General features: G+C 68.8%; 16 protein-coding genes. 14 read left to right on the top strand and 2 right to left on the bottom strand.

All coding sequences use genetic code 11. The annotated features are described in order from the left end of the window. Window positions 1–155 precede the first annotated feature (155 nt). The 3 genes from glpA to HZS54_RS19215 all read left to right on the top strand — a co-directional run bounded on the left by glpA (window position 156) and on the right by HZS54_RS19215 (window position 4,655). Window positions 156–1,904 (top strand): anaerobic glycerol-3-phosphate dehydrogenase subunit GlpA, encoded by a 1,749-nt coding sequence (gene glpA, locus HZS54_RS19225; protein WP_179918672.1) that lies wholly within the window; start codon window positions 156–158, stop codon window positions 1,902–1,904. After that, entirely contained in the window at window positions 1,894–3,189 is a 1,296-nt protein-coding gene (glpB, locus tag HZS54_RS19220) for a glycerol-3-phosphate dehydrogenase subunit GlpB (protein WP_179918671.1), read from the top strand. Before glpA ends, glpB begins: the two co-directional genes overlap by 11 nt. Window positions 3,190–3,329: 140 nt before the next feature. Continuing rightward, window positions 3,330–4,655, top strand: coding sequence for an anaerobic glycerol-3-phosphate dehydrogenase subunit C (locus tag HZS54_RS19215; RefSeq protein ID WP_179923075.1), 1,326 nt, complete (start codon window positions 3,330–3,332; stop codon window positions 4,653–4,655). Between the two features lie 33 nt (window positions 4,656–4,688). Here HZS54_RS19215 and HZS54_RS19210 read toward each other — a convergent pair whose 3' ends face one another. Together HZS54_RS19210 and ppc are read right to left on the bottom strand one after the other, a co-directional pair. Next, window positions 4,689–5,132 carry a universal stress protein gene (locus tag HZS54_RS19210; protein ID WP_179918670.1) on the bottom strand — a complete coding sequence of 148 codons (444 nt, stop codon included), beginning with the start codon at window positions 5,130–5,132 and terminating at the stop codon, window positions 4,689–4,691. A gap of 82 nt (window positions 5,133–5,214) precedes the next feature. Next, on the bottom strand, window positions 5,215–7,911 hold the full coding sequence (ppc, locus tag HZS54_RS19205; RefSeq protein ID WP_179918669.1) for a phosphoenolpyruvate carboxylase: 2,697 nt from the start codon (window positions 7,909–7,911) through the stop codon (window positions 5,215–5,217). Between the two features lie 299 nt (window positions 7,912–8,210). Here ppc and HZS54_RS19200 point away from each other — a divergent pair, with 299 nt between their 5' ends. The 11 genes from HZS54_RS19200 (at window position 8,211) to HZS54_RS19150 (ending at window position 19,937) form a co-directional block, all read left to right on the top strand. Continuing rightward, the gene (locus HZS54_RS19200; protein WP_179918668.1) at window positions 8,211–9,011 is read left to right on the top strand and encodes an alpha/beta fold hydrolase; all 801 of its coding nucleotides are present in this window, start codon (window positions 8,211–8,213) and stop codon (window positions 9,009–9,011) included. Next, window positions 9,004–10,569: an AMP-binding protein gene (locus HZS54_RS19195; protein WP_179918667.1), complete on the top strand. Its 1,566-nt coding sequence runs from the start codon at window positions 9,004–9,006 to the stop codon at window positions 10,567–10,569. The genes HZS54_RS19200 and HZS54_RS19195 overlap by 8 nt, the downstream gene beginning before the upstream one ends. A gap of 137 nt (window positions 10,570–10,706) precedes the next feature. Beyond that, window positions 10,707–11,417: a helix-turn-helix domain-containing protein gene (locus HZS54_RS19190; RefSeq protein WP_179918666.1), complete on the top strand. Its 711-nt coding sequence runs from the start codon at window positions 10,707–10,709 to the stop codon at window positions 11,415–11,417. A 105-nt stretch (window positions 11,418–11,522) separates the two neighbouring features. Beyond that, window positions 11,523–12,989 (top strand): ABC transporter substrate-binding protein, encoded by a 1,467-nt coding sequence (locus HZS54_RS19185; protein ID WP_179918665.1) that lies wholly within the window; start codon window positions 11,523–11,525, stop codon window positions 12,987–12,989. Window positions 12,990–12,991: 2 nt separating this feature from the next. Further along, a complete protein-coding gene (locus HZS54_RS19180) occupies window positions 12,992–13,822 on the top strand; it encodes an ABC transporter ATP-binding protein (RefSeq protein ID WP_179923074.1) in 831 nt (276 codons plus the stop codon). Further along, window positions 13,819–14,517, top strand: coding sequence for an ABC transporter ATP-binding protein (locus HZS54_RS19175; protein ID WP_179918664.1), 699 nt, complete (start codon window positions 13,819–13,821; stop codon window positions 14,515–14,517). Before HZS54_RS19180 ends, HZS54_RS19175 begins: the two co-directional genes overlap by 4 nt. A 68-nt stretch (window positions 14,518–14,585) precedes the next feature. Next, window positions 14,586–15,587 (top strand): branched-chain amino acid ABC transporter permease, encoded by a 1,002-nt coding sequence (locus tag HZS54_RS19170; RefSeq protein ID WP_179923073.1) that lies wholly within the window; start codon window positions 14,586–14,588, stop codon window positions 15,585–15,587. 79 nt (window positions 15,588–15,666) lie between these two features. After that, on the top strand, window positions 15,667–16,878 hold the full coding sequence (locus tag HZS54_RS19165) for a branched-chain amino acid ABC transporter permease (RefSeq protein WP_179918663.1): 1,212 nt from the start codon (window positions 15,667–15,669) through the stop codon (window positions 16,876–16,878). A gap of 25 nt (window positions 16,879–16,903) precedes the next feature. Next, window positions 16,904–17,920, top strand: coding sequence for a 3-oxoacyl-ACP synthase (locus HZS54_RS19160; RefSeq protein ID WP_179918662.1), 1,017 nt, complete (start codon window positions 16,904–16,906; stop codon window positions 17,918–17,920). Between the two features lie 111 nt (window positions 17,921–18,031). Beyond that, window positions 18,032–19,099, top strand: coding sequence for a D-xylose 1-dehydrogenase Gfo6 (gene gfo6, locus HZS54_RS19155; protein ID WP_179918661.1), 1,068 nt, complete (start codon window positions 18,032–18,034; stop codon window positions 19,097–19,099). 43 nt (window positions 19,100–19,142) lie between these two features. After that, complete coding sequence (locus HZS54_RS19150) at window positions 19,143–19,937, top strand: hypothetical protein (protein WP_179918660.1); 795 nt, start codon at window positions 19,143–19,145, stop codon at window positions 19,935–19,937. Window positions 19,938–20,181 lie beyond the last annotated feature (244 nt).

Here is a 20,181-nt window from a genome sequence, read left to right as displayed (position 1 = left end):
CGTCTCGTCTCCCAGGGTTCGGCGCGCGTTCCGGTGAGTAGTCGCGACCGAGCCACTGGTTCATCGTTCCGTTTCCCAGGGTAGAACCATTTTATTTATCGAGTGTATAGGTTCGTCGGTGAAGTAAAGTGGGTGGGTGCCGAACGTGCGAACAGATGGCATCCACACCCCACATCGCGGTTCTCGGGGGCGGTTCGACGGGCGGCGGCGTCGCGCGCGACCTGGCGATGCGCGGGTTCGACGTGACCCTCGTCGAGCAGGGCAACCTCACGCACGGGACGACCGGGCGGATGCACGGGTTGCTCCACAGCGGCGGCCGGTACGCGGTGTCCGACCGGTCCAGCGCCCGCGAGTGCATCGAGGAGAACCGCGTCCTCCGGGACATCGCCGCCCACTGCGTCGAGGAGACCGGCGGCCTGTTCGTCAAGCGCCCCGAGGACAGCGAGGAGTACTTCCAGGAGAAGCTCGACGGCTGCGAGGCCTGCGGGATCCCCGCCGAGGCCCTCTCGGGCGCGGAGGCGCGCGCCATGGAGCCGCACCTCGCCGAGGACATCGACAAGGCGATCTGGGTCCCCGACGGCGCGGTCGACCCCTTTCGACTGGTGGTCGCCAACGCCGCCAGCGCCGTCGAACACGGCGCGCGCGTCGAGACTCACTCCGAGGTCACGGACCTGCTCGTCGAGGACGGAGAGGTCGTCGGCGTCGAAGTCGAACACGCCTCCGGCCCGGGCCTGCGCGTCCACGGCACCGAGGGCGGTCGCGAGGAGATCCGCGCCGACCACGTCGTCAACGCGACCGGCGCCTGGGCGGGGCAGATCGGCGACATGGCCGGCGTCGACATCGAGGTCCGCCCCTCCAAGGGCGTGATGACGATCATGAACGTCCGGCAGGTCGACACCGTCATCAACCGCTGTCGGCCGAAGGGCGACGCCGACATCGTCGTCCCCCACGAGACGACGGCGATCCTCGGGACCACCGACGAGGAGGTCGACGACCCCGAGGACTACCCCGAGGAGCGCTGGGAGGTCGACATGATGATCGACACCCTCTCGGAGCTGATCCCCATGCTCGAAGACGCCCGGACGATCCGCTCCTTTTGGGGCGTCCGCCCGCTGTACGAGCCGCCGGACGTGGGCAGCACCGACCCCACCGACATCACGCGCGATTTCTTCCTGCTGGACCACGACGACCGCGACGACCTGCCCGGGATGACCAGCATCGTCGGCGGGAAGTTCACCACCTACCGGATGATGGCCGAGAAGATCGTCGACCACGTCTGCGACCGCTTCGGCGTCGACGCCGCCTGCCGGACCGCCGACGTACCGCTCCCGGGGAGCGAGGATTTCACCGTCCTCCGGGACTACATGGACGAGTTCGGCCTCCAGTCGCCGATCGGCCGCCGCAGCGTCGAACGGCTGGGCTCGCGGGCCGACGAGGTGCTCGACACCGACGGCCCGAACCCGGTCGTCTGCAACTGTGAGGCCGTCACGCGCGCGGAGGTCCAGGACGCGATCGAGGGCTCGGGCTCGGACCTCAACGCCGTCCGCATCCGCACGCGGGCGACGATGGGCAACTGCCAGGGCGGCTTCTGTGCCCACCGGCTCGCCGGCGAACTCGAAGACAGCTACGACGAACCCACCGTCAGGGAGGCGTGGGACGAACTCCTCCAGGAACGCTGGAAGGGCCAACGGCACGCGCTGTGGGGCCAGCAGCTCTCCCAGGCGATGCTCAACTACGCGCTGCACGCCACGACGCAAAATCGCGACCGCGACCCCGCCGATGCCGACGGGTCGGTCGACTTCGCCGCCTTCGACGACGGGCCGACCGAGGCGGTGGACCACGGCGACGCGGACCGAGCGGGCGATACCGGCGTCGCGACCGACGGAGGGCGCGATGGCGATTGAGTCCGAGGTCGTCGTGGTCGGCGGCGGCCTGGCGGGCGGGTTCGCCGCCCTCGCCGCCGCCCGCGAGGGCGCGGACGTGCGACTCCTCTCGTACAAACAGAGCACGCTCGCGCAGGCGTCCGGACTCGTCGATGTGCTCGGGTACGTGCCGGACGGCGACGGCCTGGTCGTGGACCCGTTCGAGGCTGTCCCGGAGCTGCCCGAGCGCCATCCCTACAGCGCGGTCGGCGTCGACGGCGTCCGCGAGGCGATGGCTGTCTTCGACGAGGTGGCCGACCGCTACCGCGGCGGCCACACCGACCGCAACGCGCTCCTGCCGACCCACGGCGGGACGGTCAAGCCGACCGCCCGGTACCCCGCGGGCGCCGCGGCCGGCGTCGCCAGCGACGAGCGCGACGCGCTGCTGGTCGGGTTCGAACGGCTGGTCGACTTCGACGCGCCCCACGCGGCCGCCCATCTAGAGGGGGCGGGCGTCCCCTTCGAAGTGGCGGGCGAGACGATCGCGTTCCCCGGCGATCTGAACGCCGACGCGAAGGTGACCCGCTACGCGAAACTGCTCGACGAGGACGCGCCGGTCGAGACCCACACCGGGTCCACCCGCCGCGCCCGCGCCGCGCTCGCGAGCGCGGTCGAACCCCACCTCGACGGCGCGGAGCGGGTCGGCTTCCCCGCGGTGCTTGGCGACGACGACCCCGCCGCGGTCCGCGAGTCGCTCGAAACCCATCTGGGCGTCCCCGTCTTCGAGGTGCCGATGGGTCCGCCGTCGCTGCCCGGACTCAGACTGGAGGACGACCTCTACGCCGCGCTCGACGCCGCCGGCGTCAGCATGGAGACGGGCAACCCCGTCGTCGGCTACGAGTCGGACGGCGGGGGCGACGCCACCGGGCGGGTCGAGTCCGTCTCGATCGACCGCAACGGGGCGAGAATCCCCTTCGCGGCCGACCAGTTCGTCCTCGCGACGGGTGGGCTAGTCGGGAAGGGGATCGGTTCGGACCGGGAGACCGTCGAGGAGCCGATCTTCGACTGCCACGTCCCCCACGCGACCGACCGCTACGAGTGGTTCGACACCGACGCCTTCGGCGACCACGCCTTCGCCCGCTTCGGCGTCCCGACCGACGGCGACCTGCGGCCGGTCGACGCCGAGGGCGGGACGGAGTTCGCGAACCTGCGGGCCGCCGGGTCGGTGCTGGGCGGCTACGACTTCGCGGCCGAGAAGTCGGGTAGCGGCGTCTCCATCGCGACGGGCCACGCGGCCGGCGCGGCCGCCGCGGAGGCGGTGCGATGAGCGACGAGCGAGCGGCGGACGGGGCGAACGGCGCGGACGGCAGTGCGGAGAACGGCGCGAGAGACGAGACGGAGCCGGGACGGCCGCGCGTCCCGGACGGCGGCACGGCGAGCGGCGCGGCCGGCGACACGACCGATCCCATGAGCGACACGGACCACACCAGCGAGTTCGAACCGGCGGCACCGAATCCCGACGAGAACCACGAGCCCACGCAGGTCTTCGGCGACGCCGAGGAGTTCGACCTGCGGTCGGGCGCCGACTCCTGTTACAAGTGCTCCTCTTGCGACACCAGCTGCCCGGTCGCGGAGGTCGACGACGACTTCCCCGGGCCGAAGTTCCAGGGCCCCGAGCAGTGGCGGCTCACCCAGACCGACGAGGACTACGAGGTCGACGACTCCGTGATGTCCTGCTCGAACTGCATGCGCTGCGACGACGCCTGTCCCTCCGGCGTGCCGCTCAGTCAGATGCATAACACCACTCGCGGTCGATATGTCGACGAGCAGATGAGCAAGCTCTCCGTCGAGTACTGGCGCAACCGGATCCTGGCGAACTACCGCACCTCCGCCTTCTTCGCGAGCAAGGTCCCGCGGCTCGCCACCGCCGCGATGAACTTCGGGCCGGCACGCTGGGTCATGGAGAAGACCCTCGGCGTGACGAGCGAACGGGACTTCCCGGAGTTCGCCACCGAGACGTTCACCGACTGGTGGCAGGCCCGCGGCGGCGCGCAGGTCCAGTCGGCGGACAAGCGGGTCGCGTACTTCCACGGCTGTTACGCCGAGTACAACACCCCCGAGGTCGCGAAGGCCCTGGTCAGATTGTTCGAGCACTTCGGCTACCAGGTCGCCGTCCCCGAGCAGGGCTGTTCCGGCACGCCGATGTTCGCCAACGGCATGCTCGACGACGCCCGCCGGGACGCGAAGACGAACGTCGAATCCCTGTCGGCGCTGGTCGACGAGGGCTACGACGCGGTCTGTTCCTGTACGTCCTGCTCGATGAGCCTCCGCCAGGAGTACCCCGAACTGTTCGACTTCGAGGGCACGGCGGAGGTGGCGGCTCACACCTACGAGGCCGTCGAGTACCTGCGCATTCACGAGGACCTGTCCGGTGCGGTCGCCGAGGCGGACGTGGACGGCGAACTCGCCGAGGAGTTCGCCTACCACGCGCCGTGTCACGCCCGGAATCAGGGGTTGGACCGCCAGGCCGTCGAACTCTTTCGCGAACTCGACGGCGTCGACGTCGAGGACGTGGGCGACTCCTGTTCCGGTATCTCGGGCACCTACGGCTGGAAGGAAGAGAAGTACGACTACTCCATGGAGATCGGCGAGGAGATGTTCGAGCACATGGAGGGCGTGGAGAGCGAGACCGGCATGACGGAGTGTCCCACCTGCGCGATGCAGATGGAGCACGGCACCGGCTACGAGATACGGCACCCGCTGGAACTGCTGGAAGCGGCGCTCGTGGACTGATCGCCCGAGCGACGGACCCGCTCTCGTCTGTGGTCACCCGCTCCGGACGAACGTCACCGGACAGGGCGCTTCGAGCAGGACGGTCTGTGCCGTCGAGCCGAACACCGCCTTCCCGGAGGGGCGGCGCTTCCGACCCCCGACGAAGACGAGGTCCGCGTCGGTCCCCTCCGCGAGCGCGACGACTCCTTCTCCCACGTCGCCCACCCGACCGCGGACGGACACGTCCAGGCCCGCCTCGGTGAGCCGGTCGCGGAACGCTCCGACGGTCGTCTGTCGGGCGGCGACGGCGTCGGGTTCGGCGTCGTCACCGAAGCCGAGGCGGTCGCCCATCTCGGCGAATCGCTCGCGGGAGAAGACGTGCGCGAGGACCACCGACGCCTCCGCCGGTCCGGCAACGTCGCTCACGGCGGTCACGACCGGATCGGTTCGCTCCTCGTCACCGGGTCCGACGGCCACGAGAACGGTGTCGAGTGCCATGGGCGGCGGTTCGGGGGCTCGCCGCAAGCGCCTTTCGTCGGTTCAGCGGCGCCGGTTCCCGCAGAACGAGAGTAAGGTTGCCTTATCCCGTGTTCTTCATCCCGGCGGCGACGCCCTGCACGGTGAGCCGCAGGGTGCGCTCCTCGGCCTCGGTCAGGTGGGACTGGTCGAGCAGGCGCACCTGAAGGAGGTTGAGCGGGTCGACGTAGGGGTTGCGCCGGGCGAGGTTCTCGGCGAGCCACTCGCGGCGCAGCAGGCTGTCGCGGTCGGTGATCGTCTTCACCAGCTCGACGGCGCCCTCGTACTCCGCGCGGATGCGCGGGAAGAACGCCTCGCGGAGGTCGTCGGAGGCGAGGTCGGCGTAGCGCTCGGCGATCTCCATCTCCGAGCGCGCCAGCGCCAGTGCGGCGTTGTCCAGCGTCGTCTGGAAGAAGGGCCACTCGTCGTACATCTCCCGCAGCGTCTCGATATCGCCGCCCGAATCGAGGTACGCCTCGATCCCGGTCGCCAGCGAGTACCAGCCCGGGAGGATACACCGAGCCTGGGTCCACGAGAACACCCACGGGATCGCACGCAGGTCGTCGACGTCGCGTTCGTCCGAGCGCGACGCGGGGCGGGACCCGAGGTTGAGGTTCTCGATGACGGTGATGGGCGTGGCGGTCTCGAAGAAGTCGACGAACCCGTCGGATTCGAGCAGGTCGACGTACTCCTCGCGGGCGGCCTCGGCGGCGGTCTCCATCGCTTCGGCCCACTCGTCGGGCACCTCCTCGGTCGGGTTCTCCATGGCGTTGTGCCGCGCCCGGATCTGGGCGTCGAGCATCTGTTCGAGGTTGCGCTCGGCTATCTTCCGGTTGGCGTACTTCTCCGAGATGGTCTCGCCCTGCTCGGTGAACTTGATCTGTCCCGAGACCGTCTCGTTGGGCAGCGCGAGCATCGCGTCGTTCATCGGCCCGCCGCCCCGCGAGATGGAGCCGCCGCGGCCGTGGAACAGCCGCATCTCCACGTCGTAGTCGTCGGTGATGGCGGCCAGCCGGCGCTGGTTGCGGAAGAGGCTCCAGTTCGCCGCCAGAAAACCGTTCTCCTTGTTGGAGTCCGAGTAGCCCAGCATGATCTCCTGGACGCCGTTGCGGGCGTCGAGGGCCTGCTGATACGCCTCGTTCTCGAACAGGGTGCCCATGATGCGGCGGGCGCCGTCGAGGGCGTACTTCGACTCCAGAAGGGGGACCACGTCGAGCCCGCAGTAGCCCGGCAGGTCGACGATGCCCGCCTGGTCGGCGAGGAAGAGGACTTCGAGGACGTGGCTGGGCTCCTCGCACCAGCTGATGGCGTAGGTGTCGATGGCGTCGACGCCGTAGTCGTCCTGCCACTCGGCGGTCTTCTCGAACCGGCGCAGCACGCGGGCGGTCTCGTCGGAGAGGCCCTCTCGGTCGGCGAGGTCGATCACGGTCGGGTCCTGCAGGACGGCCTCCGTGAGGAAGTCGACGCGCTCGCCCTCGTCCATCGACTCGTAGTCGACGCCCTCGCGGTCGACCGCCTCGGCGATGGCGTTCGTGTGTTTCGCGCGGTGGTCGCGCAGGTCGAGGCTGGCCAGCGAGAAGCCGAAGGTGTCGACGGTACGGGCGAGCGGGTCGACGTGGGACTCGGCGATGGCGTCGGCGTCGTTGGCTCGCAGGCTCTCGGCGATGGCCTCGATGTCCTCGAGTAACTCGCGCTCGTCGGCGTAGCCGCCGGGACGCACGTCGTCGACCCGGAGGACGCTCTCGCGCATCAACTTGAGCTTCTGGCGGTAGGGCTCGTCGGGGTAGCGCTCGCGGGCCGCCTCGGCCACGGCGGGCAGCCGCTCGCGGTGGTCGGCCAGGCGCTCGTCGAAGCGCTCGCCGGTGTCGATTTGACTCGCGTCCTGGCTGAGGACGCCCGAGAGCGTCTTGAGGCGGTCGCGGTACAGCGGGACCGCGGCCGACCGCTGGCGGTCGAGCGTCTCCTCGGTCACTTCCGGGGTGACGAAGGGGTTGCCGTCCCGGTCGGACCCGGCCCACGACCGGAACTCGTAGAGCTTCGGCACGTCGACCTCGCCGTCGAACTCCTCGTCGACGGCGCGTTCGAGCGCGTCGTACACCTCGCTGATGACCTCGAACAGGACGTTCTCCAGGTACCACTGGACGTTCAACGCCTCGTCGGTCACGTCGGGGCGGCGCTCGCGGACCTGCGCGGTCTGCCAGAGGCTCGTCACCTCCGCCTCCAGGTCCCGCTCCACGTCGGCCTGCTCGTCGCGAGTCAGCCGCACCTCGTCGAGCCGTTCGAGGTGGTTCGAGACCGAGCGCAGTTTCGCCTTGACGGTCTTCCGGCGCGCCTCGGTCGGGTGCGCGGTGAACGTCGGCTGGATGAGTACGTCGTCGAGCACCCGTTCGACCGTCGCGGCGTCCAGGTTGCGCTCGGCGAGTTCCTCGACGGCCGCGCGCACGCTGTCCTCCAGGGTTCCCTCGTGGCTCCCCTCGCGGATCTCCCGGACGCGCTGGCGCTCCTCGGCGAGGTTGATCAGCTCGAAGTACGTCGTGAACGCCCGCGCGACCACGTCCTGTTCCTCGGGGTCGAGCCCGTCGAGGGCCTCGCCGATCGCCGCCCGGTCCTCGGCGTCGCCGCGCCGGTAGTCGATCGCGGCCGTCCGGATACGTTCGACTATCTCGAACGCAGATTCGGACCGCTGGGTCCGGATTATCTCCCCGAGCAGCTCGCCCAGCTCCCGCACGTCCTGGTTAACCTCTCTGGCATGTAATTCCATAACAGTGCGTCTCAGTGCCACTCGTAAAACATTAGCGGAATTCGAGATCTATCAGGGACGTGCATGTGGAATCGATCGGTACCCCGCACGCGGGGCGTATCTTCCGGATCAGTGGACGGAATCGAAACCGTACCGATTCGGAGATGGTGAATCACGTTCCCTGGGGCATCGTTGCCGAGCAGAGGGTTCGAGGGGCGGTTTCGACGGGGTGAATCGGGCGTCGGAGCGTTCGGGCGATACGGGTCCGGGTTCACACGTGAACGTCCGGGTTGAAGGGAGGGGCGTTCGATACCTCCGCCATGGCGTACGCGACGAACGACGAGGTCCGGATCGCCTACGACGTGGCGGGGCCGGCCGAGGCCGAGGCGGTGACGTTCCTCGAGGGGCTGGCCTACGGGACCTGGATGTGGAACTGGCAGCGCGAGGCGCTTTCGGAGTACCGCACGGTCGTCATGGACAACAGGGGGACCGGCGACTCCGACGCACCCGAGGGGCCCTACACCGTCGAAGAGATGGCGGCCGACCTCGAAGCGGTCCTCGACGACGCCGGGATCGAGCGGACGCATCTGGTCGGCGCGAGCCTCGGCGGGATGATCGCCCAGCGGTACGCGCTCGACTACGACCGCGCCGAGTCGCTGGCGCTGCTCTGTACGACCCCCGGCGGCGACGACGCCGTCCCGATCCCCGAGGAGACCCAGGCGCGGATGCTCGCCGTCCCCGACGAGTACGGGCCGAGCGAGACGATCCGGCACAAGATGGAGCCCGCATTCACCGACGAGTTCTGGGCGGCGAATCAGGAGGTCGTCGATCGGATCGTCGACTGGCGACTGGAGACCGATCCCTCCGAGGACGCCTACGAGTGGCAGAGCGCGGCGGCGGTCGGCTTCGACGCGGGCGACGAACTGGGCGGGATCGACCTGCCGACGCTCGTCCTCCACGGCACGGACGACCGCGTGCTCCCCCCGGAGAACGGGCGACTCCTCGCCGAGGGGATCCCCGGCGCGGAGCTGGTGGAGGTCGAGGGCGGCTCGCACCTCTTTTTCGTCGAGCGCGACGAGCGGGTCACCGACGAACTCCGGGAGTTCGTCGAGGATGTCTGAGGCGGAGTGGGTCGGCGCCTGGAGCGAGAAGCGCGCGGCGCTCTCGCCCGACCGGGTCGGGCTCGTCGACGCCGCGACCGGGACCGAGTACACCTACACCGACCTCGACCGCCGGGCGAACCGCTGTGCGCGACTCCTGGCCGACCGCGGCGTCACGAACTCCTCGGCGGACGCACGCGCCGACGCGGGCGGTCGCGTCGCGGTCGTCTCCCGCAACCGCCCGGAGTACGTCGACCTCTTCTTCGCGACGGGCAAGACCGGCGGCGTCCTCGCCCCCCTGTCCCACCGGCTGGCCCCGCCGGAACTCGCCGACCTCCTGGCGAACGTCGACCCCGAACTCGTCGTCGTCGAGGAGCCGTTCGCCGACCTGGTCGGGGACGCGACCGACCGGGACGCCTGGGATGCCGACGCGCCGATCCTGTCGCTGCCGGTCGACGGGGAAGTGACCTGGGAATCCTACGAGTCCACCCTCCCCGACGACGACTCGGCGTTCGACGGCCCCGCCGTCGACGCCGGCGACCCGCACCTGTTCCTGCACACCGGCGGGTCGACGGGGACGCCGAAGGAGACGGTGATCTCCCACGAGGCGCTCGTCTGGAACTCCGTCAACACGATCACCGCGTGGGGGCTGCGCGACGACGACCTGACGCCGATGGTGTTCCCGATGTTCCACACCGGCGGCTGGAACGTCCTCACGCTCCCGATCTTCCACATGGGCGGCACGGTCGTCATCGACCGCGAGTTCGACCCCGGCCAGATCCTCGGGATCGTCGAGGAGCGGTCGGCGAGCGTCCTCGTCGCCGTCCCCGCCGTCCTCAGGGCGATGACCGAACACGACCGCTGGGCGGAGACGGACCTGTCGTCGCTCCGGTTCGTCAAGTCCGGCGGCGGCCCCTGCCGGGAGTCGGTCATGGAGGCGTGGTGGGACCGCGGCGTCGACCTCTCACAGGGGTACGGGCTGACCGAGTGCGGCCCCAACAACTTCGCGATGCCCGACGACTGGCCCCGCGAGAAAGCCCACACCGTCGGCGTCGCGAATCCCCACGTCGACGCGCGCGTGGTGGACGACGACGGCGCGGAACTCCCGGCGGGCGGGATCGGCGAACTCCAACTGCGGTCGCCCCACGCCGCCGACGGCTACTGGGACTCCCCCGAGGAGAGCGCCGAGACGTTCGGCGAGTGGGTGTCGACGGGCGACCTGGCCCGCGTCGACGACGAGGGGTACGTCTCCATCGAGGGGCGCAAGAAGAACATGTTCGTCAGCGGCGGCGAGAACGTCTACCCCGCGGAAGTCGAGGACGCCGTCGTCGACCACCCGGCAGTGGCCGACGCCGTCGTGATCCCCGTGCCCGACGACCAGTGGGGCCAGGTCGGGAAGGCCGTCGTCGAACTCGCTGACGGCGAAGGAGAACTGCCCCTCGACGACCTCCGCGCGTTCCTCGACGACCGGCTGGCCCGGTTCAAACACCCCCGCCACCTCGCGTTCGTCGACGAACTCCCGACGAGCGGTCCCGACAAGATCGACCGCGAGGCCGTCGCGGCCGAGTTCGGCGAGTGACCTCCGGCCGGACGCTCCCCCCGTATCCGCCCCGTACTCCCGTTCCCGGTAGGATTCACCTAACCCGAACGCTTCCTTCGAGGGTAGAATCATTTATGTTGGTGAGGGAAGTCACGTCGAGGAAGGGGGTTTCCCATATGATCGACATCTCGATGGACATGGAGCAGTACGACTGCCCGTTCGTCGACACGACGGCGGACTACGGGGTCGCGTTCTCGGCCGTCCACTGGGAGTTCGACCAGTCCCGGCGGGCGCTGGAGACGCGGATGGTCGTCGAGGGCGGCGACCGCGACCAGCTCTCGAACGGGCTCGACGCGCTGCGGGACCACGGGAACATGCACGACTACGCGCTGCTCTCCCGCCGCGAGGACGTGGCCCACGTCCGGACGGTCATCGACGAGACGGCGGCGATGGAGACCATCCGGGACAACGACGGCTACATCACCGGGCCGTTCTACATCGAGGACGGCAGCGAGGTGTGGCACGTCGGCTTCGACCGGGCCCGCCAGGCCGACGACACGCTCGCGGAACTCGAACGGGACAACGAGTTCGACGTGGTCGAGCGGTCGGACACGACGCTGCCGGACATGGGCGACCTCGTCCAGAACGCCGGCGCGGCGATGACGCTCATCCAGGGCTGCGAGGAGCTCTCCGAGACCGAGCGGGAGACCCTGGAGACCGCGGTTTCGTCGGGCTACTTCGAGTCGCCCCGCGACGCCACGCTCGGCACGCTCGCCGACGAGTTCGACGTGTCCAAGCCGGCCGTCTCGAAGAACCTCCGCAGGGGCCAGCGCAAGATGATCGAACGCGTCGTCGACGCCCTCGACGACCTCGACGACGCCGAGTGAGAGGCCGTTCGGTCGCCTCCACGTTCTCCGCTTGCTCGGCCGAACGTGCGCGTTAACATGTGAACCCGGGTGGATATGGCCGTGAACGTAGTATCACTAATTATCATGCGAGAGCATATCACGCGGAGGCGGGCGCTGAAGTCACTGGGTGTCGCCGGTGCCGCGGCGCTGGCGGGCTGTTCGGACGGCGATAGCACACCGACCGAGGGCGGCGATGGGAACGCCGACGGCGGTGGCGACGACGGGAACGGCGGAGACGGCGGCGACACGGCGACCGACGACTCAGGTATGAACGGAACGGCGACGGGCACGGCGAGCAGCGTCTCGGGCGAGGTAACTATCGGCGTCCTCCAGCCGATGTCGGGGAACCTGGCGTACTACGGCCAGCAGGGCCTGTGGGGGTTCCTCTCGGGGCTGGCCTACAAGGCCGGCGCGGACCCGGCCGGACAGGTCGGGACCGGCGAGACGACCGTCACGGTCGGCGACGTGGACTACCGGCTGCTCGTCCGCGACACGGAGTTCGCGGCGGACTCGGCCCAGTCGGCGGCCACGTCGCTCGTCCGCGACGACGGCGTCGACATGCTGTTCGGCTGTTCGTCCTCGTCGGCGGCCGAGCGCGTGATCGGCCAGGTCGTCACGCAAGCGCAGGTCCCGTTCGTGGCGGGACCGGCCGCCTCGGCGGCGATCACCTCCAGCGGCGACTACTGCAGCGACCTCGTCTTCAGGGCCAGCGAGAACACGGCGATGGACGCCCGCTCGGGCGGCCGCTACGTCGCCAACGAGACGGACGTGTCGCGGGTGTTCCTGTTCGGCGCCGACTACAGTTTCGGCCGCGCCGTCGTCAACAACTACGAGTCCGTCCTGCGGGACAACGGCGTCGAGATCGTCGGCAAGCGCTTCGTCGAACAGGGCTACGCCGAGTGGGACGGCCTGCTCGACAACGCCGAGGAGGCCGGGGCCGAGGGCATCGTCGGCGGGTTCACCGTCACGACGCTCCCGAACCTGTTCAGCTCGTTCCTCTCGGGCGACTACTCCTATCGGGTCTTCGGCGGGTTCGCCACCCAGATCACCAATCAGGTCGTCGGCAACACGATGGAGAGCGTCCTCGGGTCGCCCCTGACGGCCGAGAAGATCGAGGGCTCGCAACTCGGCCCGTTCACGACGCGGTACCACTGGAACCAGTACGACAACGAGATCAACGACGCCTTCGTCGACAGCTACACGAACACCTACGAGGTCGTCCCCGATCTCTTCACCTCGGGGACGTTCACGGCCGCCTCGGCCATCCACCAGGCCGTCCAGACCTCGGGGTCGACCGAGGGCGCCGACATCGCCGGCGCGCTCAAGGGGATGACCGTCGCGGACACGCCGAAAGGCGAGGACGGCTACACCTTCCAGGAGTACAACAACCAGGCCCGCTCGGAGATGACCGTCGCGAGCCCGGTCCCGACGAGCGACGAGTACGCCGACAGCTGGGACGCGGCGATCATGCCCGGCGAGCCCCAGGCCCGCATCTCCGGGGAGAACGCGACCATCCCGGCCGACAGCCCGGACATGAACTGCTCGCTGTGAGCATGTTACGGACGAACGGCCTCACGAAGGAGTTCGGCGGCCTCACGGCCGTCGACGACGTGGACTTCGAACTCGGCGACGAACTGTGCTCGCTCATCGGCCCCAACGGCGCCGGGAAGACGACCTTCTTCGACCTGCTGACCGGCGCGCTCGAACCGACCCGCGGGACGATCGAGTTGCGCCGCGACGGCGGAGCGGGGGAGAGTGACGGCTGGCGCGACGTGACCGACGCCTCGCCCGACGAGACGGCGGCTCTGGGCGTCCATCGATCCTACCAGATCACGAACGTCTTTCCGACGCTGTCGGTGCTGGAGAACGTCCGGATCGCCGCCCAGGCCGGCGGCGACGACGCCGCGACGTTCTGGCGCAACGTCGACGCCTACGACGAGTACGTCGAGGAGGCCAGGGAGATCCTCGACCGGGTCGGGCTGGCGGGCCGGGCCGAAGACGTCGCGGAGAACCTCAGCCACGGCGCCAGCCGCCAGCTGGAGGTCGCCGTCGCGCTGGCGGGCGACCCCGACGTGCTCCTGCTGGACGAACCGAACGCCGGCGTCTCCTCCGAGAGCGTCGACGACATCGTCGCGCTCATCGAGGACGTGGCCGAGGACCACGCCGTCCTGCTGGTCGAGCACAACATGGACATCGTCATGGAGGTCTCCGACCGCGTCGTCGTCCTCAACCAGGGCGCCGTCATCGCCGACGGCGAACCCGCGGCCGTCCGCGAGGACCCCGCCGTCCAGGAGGCGTATCTCGGCGGCTACGAACCCGGTGACCTCGACCGTCGCGGGGAGGAGTCAGCAGATGGCGAGCCCGGATCGGGGGGGATCGCGTGACCCTCCTCGAACTCGAAGACGTGGAGACCTACTACGGCGAGAGCCACGTGCTGGAGGGCGTCACGCTCTCCGTCGAGGAGGGCGAGGTGGTCGCGCTGGTCGGCCGCAACGGCGTCGGCAAGACGACGACGCTGCGGTCGGTCCTCCAGCTGACCCCGCCCCGGGAAGGGACCATAACCTACCGCGGCGAGGAGCTGGTCGGCCTCGAAACCCACGAGGTCGCCGAGCGGGGCGTCGGCTGGATCCCCGAGGACCGGCGGATCTTCTCGCAGCTCACCGTCGCCGAGAACGTCCGCGTCGCCGTCCCCGACGGCGCCGACACGGGCGACCGGGTCGCGACCGTCTACGACACCTTCCCGATCCTCGAAGAACGGCGCGACCAGGAAGCGGGGACGCTGTCGGGCGGCCAGCAGCAGATGCTCGCGCTGGCCCGCGGGCTCGTCGGCGAGAACGACCTGCTGCTGGTCGACGAGCCCAGCGAGGGCCTGGCGCCGCAGATCGTCGCCGACGTGGCCGAGGCGCTGGCCGACGCCGCGACCGAGACGACCCTGTTGCTCGTCGAGCAGAACCTCCCGCTGGCGCTCGACCTGGCCGACCGCTTCTACGTCCTCGATAAGGGGCGGGTCGTCGACGACGGCGACACCGCCGACGTGTCCGCCGACGACGAACGGCTCAGGAGGTACCTCTCGGCATGATCGGGAGCGCACTCGCTCCGATCGCCGGGTCCCTCCAGCACGCGACCGAGCCGTTCGCAGCCGCCGCGATGCAGATGGGCTTCGGCGAGGGTCTGCGGCAGTTCCTCGGGCCGGACACGCTCGCGAGCGTGGTCGTCGAGGGACTGGCGAAGTCGGCCATCTACGTGATGATCGCCAGCGGGCTGACGCTCATCTTCGGGCTGATGGGCGTGTTGAACTTCGCCCACGGCTCCCTGACGATGATCGGCGCCTATCTCGCCGGCCTGGTTATGGTCACGCTCGTCGGGAGCGCCACGGGCGCGTGGACGCGGCTGGCCCTCTTTTTCGTCGCGCTCGTCGCCGTCTTCGCTGCGCTCGCGCTGCTCGGCGGCGTCATGGAGGTCGGACTTATTCGACAGCTGTACGACCGGCCGCCGATCTACCAGATCCTCCTCACGTTCGGGCTGACGCTCGTGCTGGAGGAGATCGTCCGGATCGTCGTCCTGTTCTACGGGCTCCAGCCCATCTCGGAGTGGCGGGCCGCGCTCGGGACGCGGCCGGCGATCCTCTCGGCCGAGCAGTCGATCGGGCCGCTCTCGGTCCGCGGCCTCGCACTCTTCGAGATCGCGCTCGGTGCGGCGACCGTCGTGGGCATCTGGGCGTTCCTCACGCGGACCCGATACGGCCTCTACATCCGCGCCGGCAGCGAGGACGCCGAGATGGCCGAGGCGCTGGGGATCGACGTGCGCCGCGTGTTCACCGTCGTGTTCGCGCTCGGTGCCGGCGTCGCGGGTGCCGCGGGCGCCCTGCTGATGTGGGACCCGGTCTGGGGTGCGAACGTCCCGCTGGCGGCGGAGACGCTGCTGCCGGCGTTCGTCGTCGTGATCATCGGCGGGCTGGGGACCTTCCGCGGGACCGTCGCCGGCGCGCTCATCGTCGGGATGGCCGACGCGACGACGACCTGGTGGTTCCAGAACGTCGTCGTCACCTGGACCTGGCTGCCCGAGATCACCGTGTTCCTCATCCTCGTCGGCATGCTGATCGTCAAACCGCAGGGGCTGTTCGGCGTCGAGGAGGTGGGCGGCCATTAGCTCCGTCACCCGCTGGGTCGGCGACCGCGAGTTCGCCTGGCCCGTCGAGCACCTCCGCAGCCAGCAGGTCCACCTGCTCGTGATCCTCGCTCTGGTCGCCTATCCCGGGGTCTACCACCTGCTGACGACCACCCAGTTCCCGGCCCCGCTCGGGTGGCTCCCGGAGTTCGCGGTCGCCGTCCTCCCTCGCGTCGACTCGATGGTCGCCGTCCTCTATTTCGCCCTGTTCGCCATGTCGTTCGACTTCATCAGCGGCTACACCGGCTACCTCACCTTCGGCCACGCGGCCTTCTACGGCACCGGCGCCTACGCCGTCATCCTGATCGCCAACGGCAAGGTCCCCCTGCTCCCCGCGGGCACGCCGTTCATGGTGTCGCTCCTGCTGGCGGCCGTCCTCGCGGGACTGCTGGCGGTCGTGATCGGGCTCGTCTCCTTCCGGCTCTCCGGGGTGTACTTCGCGATGATCACCCTCGGGTTCGCGCAGGTGCTCTACGTGTTCGTCCGCGGCTGGGACTACGTGGCGAGCAACCCCCGCGACGGCCCCGCCGTCGGGTCGACTCATCCCGAGGGCTTCGAGATCGGGATCCCATTCGTCGACCAGCTGAACCTCGCGATCGGCACGTTCTCCGGCGACACGGTGACGCTGCTGGGCCACGAGCTCGGCACCTACACCGTCTCCTTCTACATGGTCGGGCTGGTCGCGCTGGTGTCGTACTTCGCGATGCAGCGGGTGATCCACTCGCCGTTCGGACGGGTGATGATCGCCATCCGCGAGAACGAGGAGCGCGCGGCCGCGATCGGCTACGACACCTTCCGCTACAAGCTCGGGGCGTTCGTCATCAGCGGCTTCTTCGGCGGCGTCGCGGGCGCGCTGTACGCCGGATTCAGTCGGTCGGTCACGCCGGAGAGCACGTTCTACTTCCTGACGACCGGCGACGCGCTGCTGGCGAGCATCATCGGCGGGTTCGGCACGCTCGCCGGCCCGCTGTACGGCCACCTGTTCGACCACTCGATCCGCGAGTTCCTCTCGAACACCGGCCAGGGCGGCGGCCTGCTCCCGTTCCTCCGGGAGACGCTCCCCGAGGGCGTCCTCTCGGCGGAACTGCTCGGCGGGCTCACCGTGGAAGGGTTCATCGGCGCGGCGCTGAACGGCCACGCCAGCCTCTACGTCGGCATCGTGTTCGTCCTGTTCGTCCTCTACGTCCCCAGCGGCCTCGTCGGGACGCTGCGGAGCTACCTCGGCGACCCCGTCGCCGAGCGACTCCCCGCGAAACTGTGGGGTGAGCGATGAGCACTGTCGGGACTGGAGGTGCGCGATGACCGTCCACCTCACCGGGACCGGGACGGCGCTCCCCGAGGAGACCGTTGGCGGTGCCGACATCGCCGAGCGAGCGGGGATCCCTCGCGACGTGGTCGTCGAGAAGATGGGGATCCGCCGCAAGCACGTCTGCCGGAACGGTGACGAACAGCCGAGCGACCTCTGCGTCGTGGCCGCGGAGGAGGCCCTGGCCGACGCCGACTGCGACCCCGAATCCCTGGACGCCGTCCGCTACCACGGTAGCGAGTTCAAGGACTACGTCGTCTGGAGCCTCGCCGCCGACGTGGCCGACCGGATCGGTGCGACCGACGCCTACGCCGCCGAGAGCTACGCGCTCTGCGCCGGTGCGCCGATCGCGATCAGGGAGACGAAGGCTCAACTGGCCGCCGACGCCGTCGACCGGGTGCTGCTCGTCGCGGCCAGCCGCGAGGAGGACCTGGTCGACTACGACGACCCCGACACCTCCTTCACGTTCAACTTCGGCAGCGGCGCCTCGGCGATGGTCCTCGAACGCGACGCGCCCGACCGCGCGCTCGCGACCGTCCGCGAGAGCGCCGCGCTGACCGACGGCTCCTTCTCCCGCGACGTGGTGATGCCCGGCGGTGGGACGCGCCACCCGCCCAGCCACGGCACCGTCGACGCCAACATGCACTCGCTTCGGGTACCCGACCACGAGACCATGAAGGAGCGACTGGGCGAGGTGAGCCTCGCGAACTTCCTCGAAGTCGCGGACACCGCCCTCGACCGGTCGGGGCTGGACCGCACGGATCTCGACTTCGCCGCGATCACCCACATGAAGCGGTCGTTCCACGCCTACCTCTGTGACGAACTCGGCCTCGGCGAGGACGAACAGTACTACCTCGACGACTACGGGCACGTCCAGAGCGTCGACCAGGCGCTGGCGACCGCCGAGGCCCGGACCCGGGGGTGGCTGGACCCCGGCGACACCCTCGTCTTTCTCGCCGCGGGCACCGGTTACACCTGGGCGGCGACCGCGCTGGAGTGGCGGAGCTGAGGGGTCGAACGCCCGGGTCGATCGTCCGAAATTACCGAACGCGAACCGCTCACACGGCCGGTCTCGGGTGCCTTCGCATCACTTATGCCGGTCGCGTGCGCGCACTCGTCCATGGATCTACAGGAGTACATGGACGACTTCACGGCGCGCGACTGGCCACAGGCCGAGGACGGGACGGTGCGGTTCGCGATGGTCGGTCTCGGCTGGTGGACGATGGAGTTCGCCATCCCCGCCACGGAAGCGCTCGACCACCTGGAGACGACCGTCGTCGTCTCCTCGACGACCGAGAAGGCCGAGGGCGTCGCCGACGAGCACGAGAGCATCGAGCACGGCCTCACCTACGACGAGTTCACCGAGGGCGAGGCGACCGACGCCTACGACGCCGTCTATATCGCGACACCCAACGCCCTGCACCTCCCCTACGTGGAGGCCGCCGCGGAGTTCGACAAGGACATCCTCTGCGAGAAACCCCTCGAAGCCAGCACCGAGCGCGCCGAGCAGCTCGTCGAGGCCGCCGAGGACGTGACCCTGGGCGTCGAGTACCGGATGCACGTCCAGCCCGCCGTCCGCGCGATGCGAAAGCTCGTCGACGCGGGCTTCATCGGCGACGTGGCGATGGTCCACGGCAACATGTCCCAGCCCCTGCTGGACATCAACGACAACTACGACCAGTGGCGGCTCAACCCCGACATGGCCGGCCCCGGCGCCTCCGTCACCGATCTGGGCGTCTACTCCATCAACACGACCCGGTTCGTCATCGACGAGGACCCCGTCGCCGTCACCGCGACGGACTGGTCCGGTCACGAGGCGTTCGACGAGGTGCCCGACGAGCGGGCCGCCTTCACCGTCGAGTTCCCCGACGGCGTCGTCGCCGCCTGTACGGCCAGCCAGAACACCCAGGAGACCAGTAACCTCCGGATCATCGGTACCGAGGGCGAACTGCTCCTGGAGGACGCCTTCCTCAGCGGCGACCGCGAGCTGACGATCACCCGCGGCGAGACGACCGTCACCACCGAGTTCGACGGCATCGAGGAGACCCGCCGCTCGCTGGAGTACTTCGGGGACCACCTGCTGACCGGCACGGACATCCTCGGCGACGGCGAGCACGGCATCGTCGACCAGCGCGCCATCGACGCCATCTACGAGGCCGCCGAGTCCGGCGAGCGCGTCGAGCTGTAACGGTCACCATTCCTATTAGATTCCGGGGTGAATCCGTGAGACGATGACGGGCGGAGACGATACCGAGGAACGCGTCGAGGGTGTCCTCTCGAAGTTGGAGACCGGCGTACGTCTAGACCCCGACGATATCATCTTCGTCGTGTTTCACAGGCAGGCCATCTCGGATTACGGGGATTCGGAGGGATGCCGAGATGACGTCGACGATGCGATACCGAGCGGAGTGGGTCACGGAGCGTACGTGGAGATCCTTCGGAGACTGAAGCACGCTGGCGTTATCGGCGAGATACGTCAGGACCTAGTAAACCCGGCACTCCATCCCGACGACTTCGAACGAACTGAAGTACGCGGATCGTATCACTACTCTCACATCAGGATCGGAGAGAAAGCGTCAGAAGGGGTCGGATACATACATCCACCCGACAAACGGCCGACGAGTCTCTGGCGACTCGAAACGTCCGTGCTCAATTACCTGTTCTGCACCGGCAGGGGATTCCGTCTCGATCCCGAGATGATATACGACTACGAGACGGATTACGGAGAACTCCTCCGTGCTGCTATCGACTGCACGAATCTGGACGAGTACCGACTCACTGTCGATGTCGAAGAAGGACCGCGCTATAACACAGTTCACATCTCCCTATCCGTAGCGGGAGACTCGTATTCGACAGAATTCGAGACGGGGGGAGATTGGGTCAGACCTGACGCATTGAACCCAGCTCAGACAGCAGTCGATGACCACACCTCACAGACGATCCACTACCACACCAGCGGCGGAAACGACGGCTGGATACTTGTGTTGGAATCCAAATACGAAGAGTTGTTCAAACGACTATCATAATCACTCGTCTGCGTCGCTCCCGTTACGGACGGCAGTAGATCGTTGGGAAAGCTCGGTTTCGCAACGTTGCAACCGTGCCCTCTACTGAGCGCGGGAGTCAGAACTTCGAACTGATCTGAGAGCATACTCTATGTTCGGTACGCACGCGTACTGAGCGGGCGTGTTCCCGCGGCTGCCGAACACTCAGCGATACCACAGAGAACACCGAAACGAACGACGAAGCCGATTACTCGAAGCAGGAGTG

This window comes from Halosimplex pelagicum (genome assembly GCF_013415905.1).
In the GTDB taxonomy this organism is placed as follows: Archaea; Halobacteriota; Halobacteria; order Halobacteriales; family Haloarculaceae; genus Halosimplex; species Halosimplex pelagicum.
This window is presented reverse-complemented; position numbering and strand designations above follow the sequence as displayed.

What these genes read in the sequence shown, in the direction of transcription:
- glpA (WP_179918672.1), top strand. Translation starts at nt 156, where the DNA reads ATGGCATCCACACCCCACATCGCGGTTCTCGGGGGCGGTTCGACGGGC.
- glpB (WP_179918671.1), top strand. Translation starts at nt 1,894, where the DNA reads ATGGCGATTGAGTCCGAGGTCGTCGTGGTCGGCGGCGGCCTGGCGGGC.
- HZS54_RS19215 (WP_179923075.1), top strand. Translation starts at nt 3,330, where the DNA reads ATGAGCGACACGGACCACACCAGCGAGTTCGAACCGGCGGCACCGAAT.
- HZS54_RS19210 (WP_179918670.1), bottom strand. Translation starts at nt 5,132, where the DNA reads ATGGCACTCGACACCGTTCTCGTGGCCGTCGGACCCGGTGACGAGGAG.
- ppc (WP_179918669.1), bottom strand. Translation starts at nt 7,911, where the DNA reads ATGGAATTACATGCCAGAGAGGTTAACCAGGACGTGCGGGAGCTGGGC.
- HZS54_RS19200 (WP_179918668.1), top strand. Translation starts at nt 8,211, where the DNA reads ATGGCGTACGCGACGAACGACGAGGTCCGGATCGCCTACGACGTGGCG.
- HZS54_RS19195 (WP_179918667.1), top strand. Translation starts at nt 9,004, where the DNA reads ATGTCTGAGGCGGAGTGGGTCGGCGCCTGGAGCGAGAAGCGCGCGGCG.
- HZS54_RS19190 (WP_179918666.1), top strand. Translation starts at nt 10,707, where the DNA reads ATGATCGACATCTCGATGGACATGGAGCAGTACGACTGCCCGTTCGTC.
- HZS54_RS19185 (WP_179918665.1), top strand. Translation starts at nt 11,523, where the DNA reads ATGCGAGAGCATATCACGCGGAGGCGGGCGCTGAAGTCACTGGGTGTC.
- HZS54_RS19180 (WP_179923074.1), top strand. Translation starts at nt 12,992, where the DNA reads ATGTTACGGACGAACGGCCTCACGAAGGAGTTCGGCGGCCTCACGGCC.
- HZS54_RS19170 (WP_179923073.1), top strand. Translation starts at nt 14,586, where the DNA reads ATGCAGATGGGCTTCGGCGAGGGTCTGCGGCAGTTCCTCGGGCCGGAC.
- HZS54_RS19160 (WP_179918662.1), top strand. Translation starts at nt 16,904, where the DNA reads ATGACCGTCCACCTCACCGGGACCGGGACGGCGCTCCCCGAGGAGACC.
- gfo6 (WP_179918661.1), top strand. Translation starts at nt 18,032, where the DNA reads ATGGATCTACAGGAGTACATGGACGACTTCACGGCGCGCGACTGGCCA.
- HZS54_RS19150 (WP_179918660.1), top strand. Translation starts at nt 19,143, where the DNA reads ATGACGGGCGGAGACGATACCGAGGAACGCGTCGAGGGTGTCCTCTCG.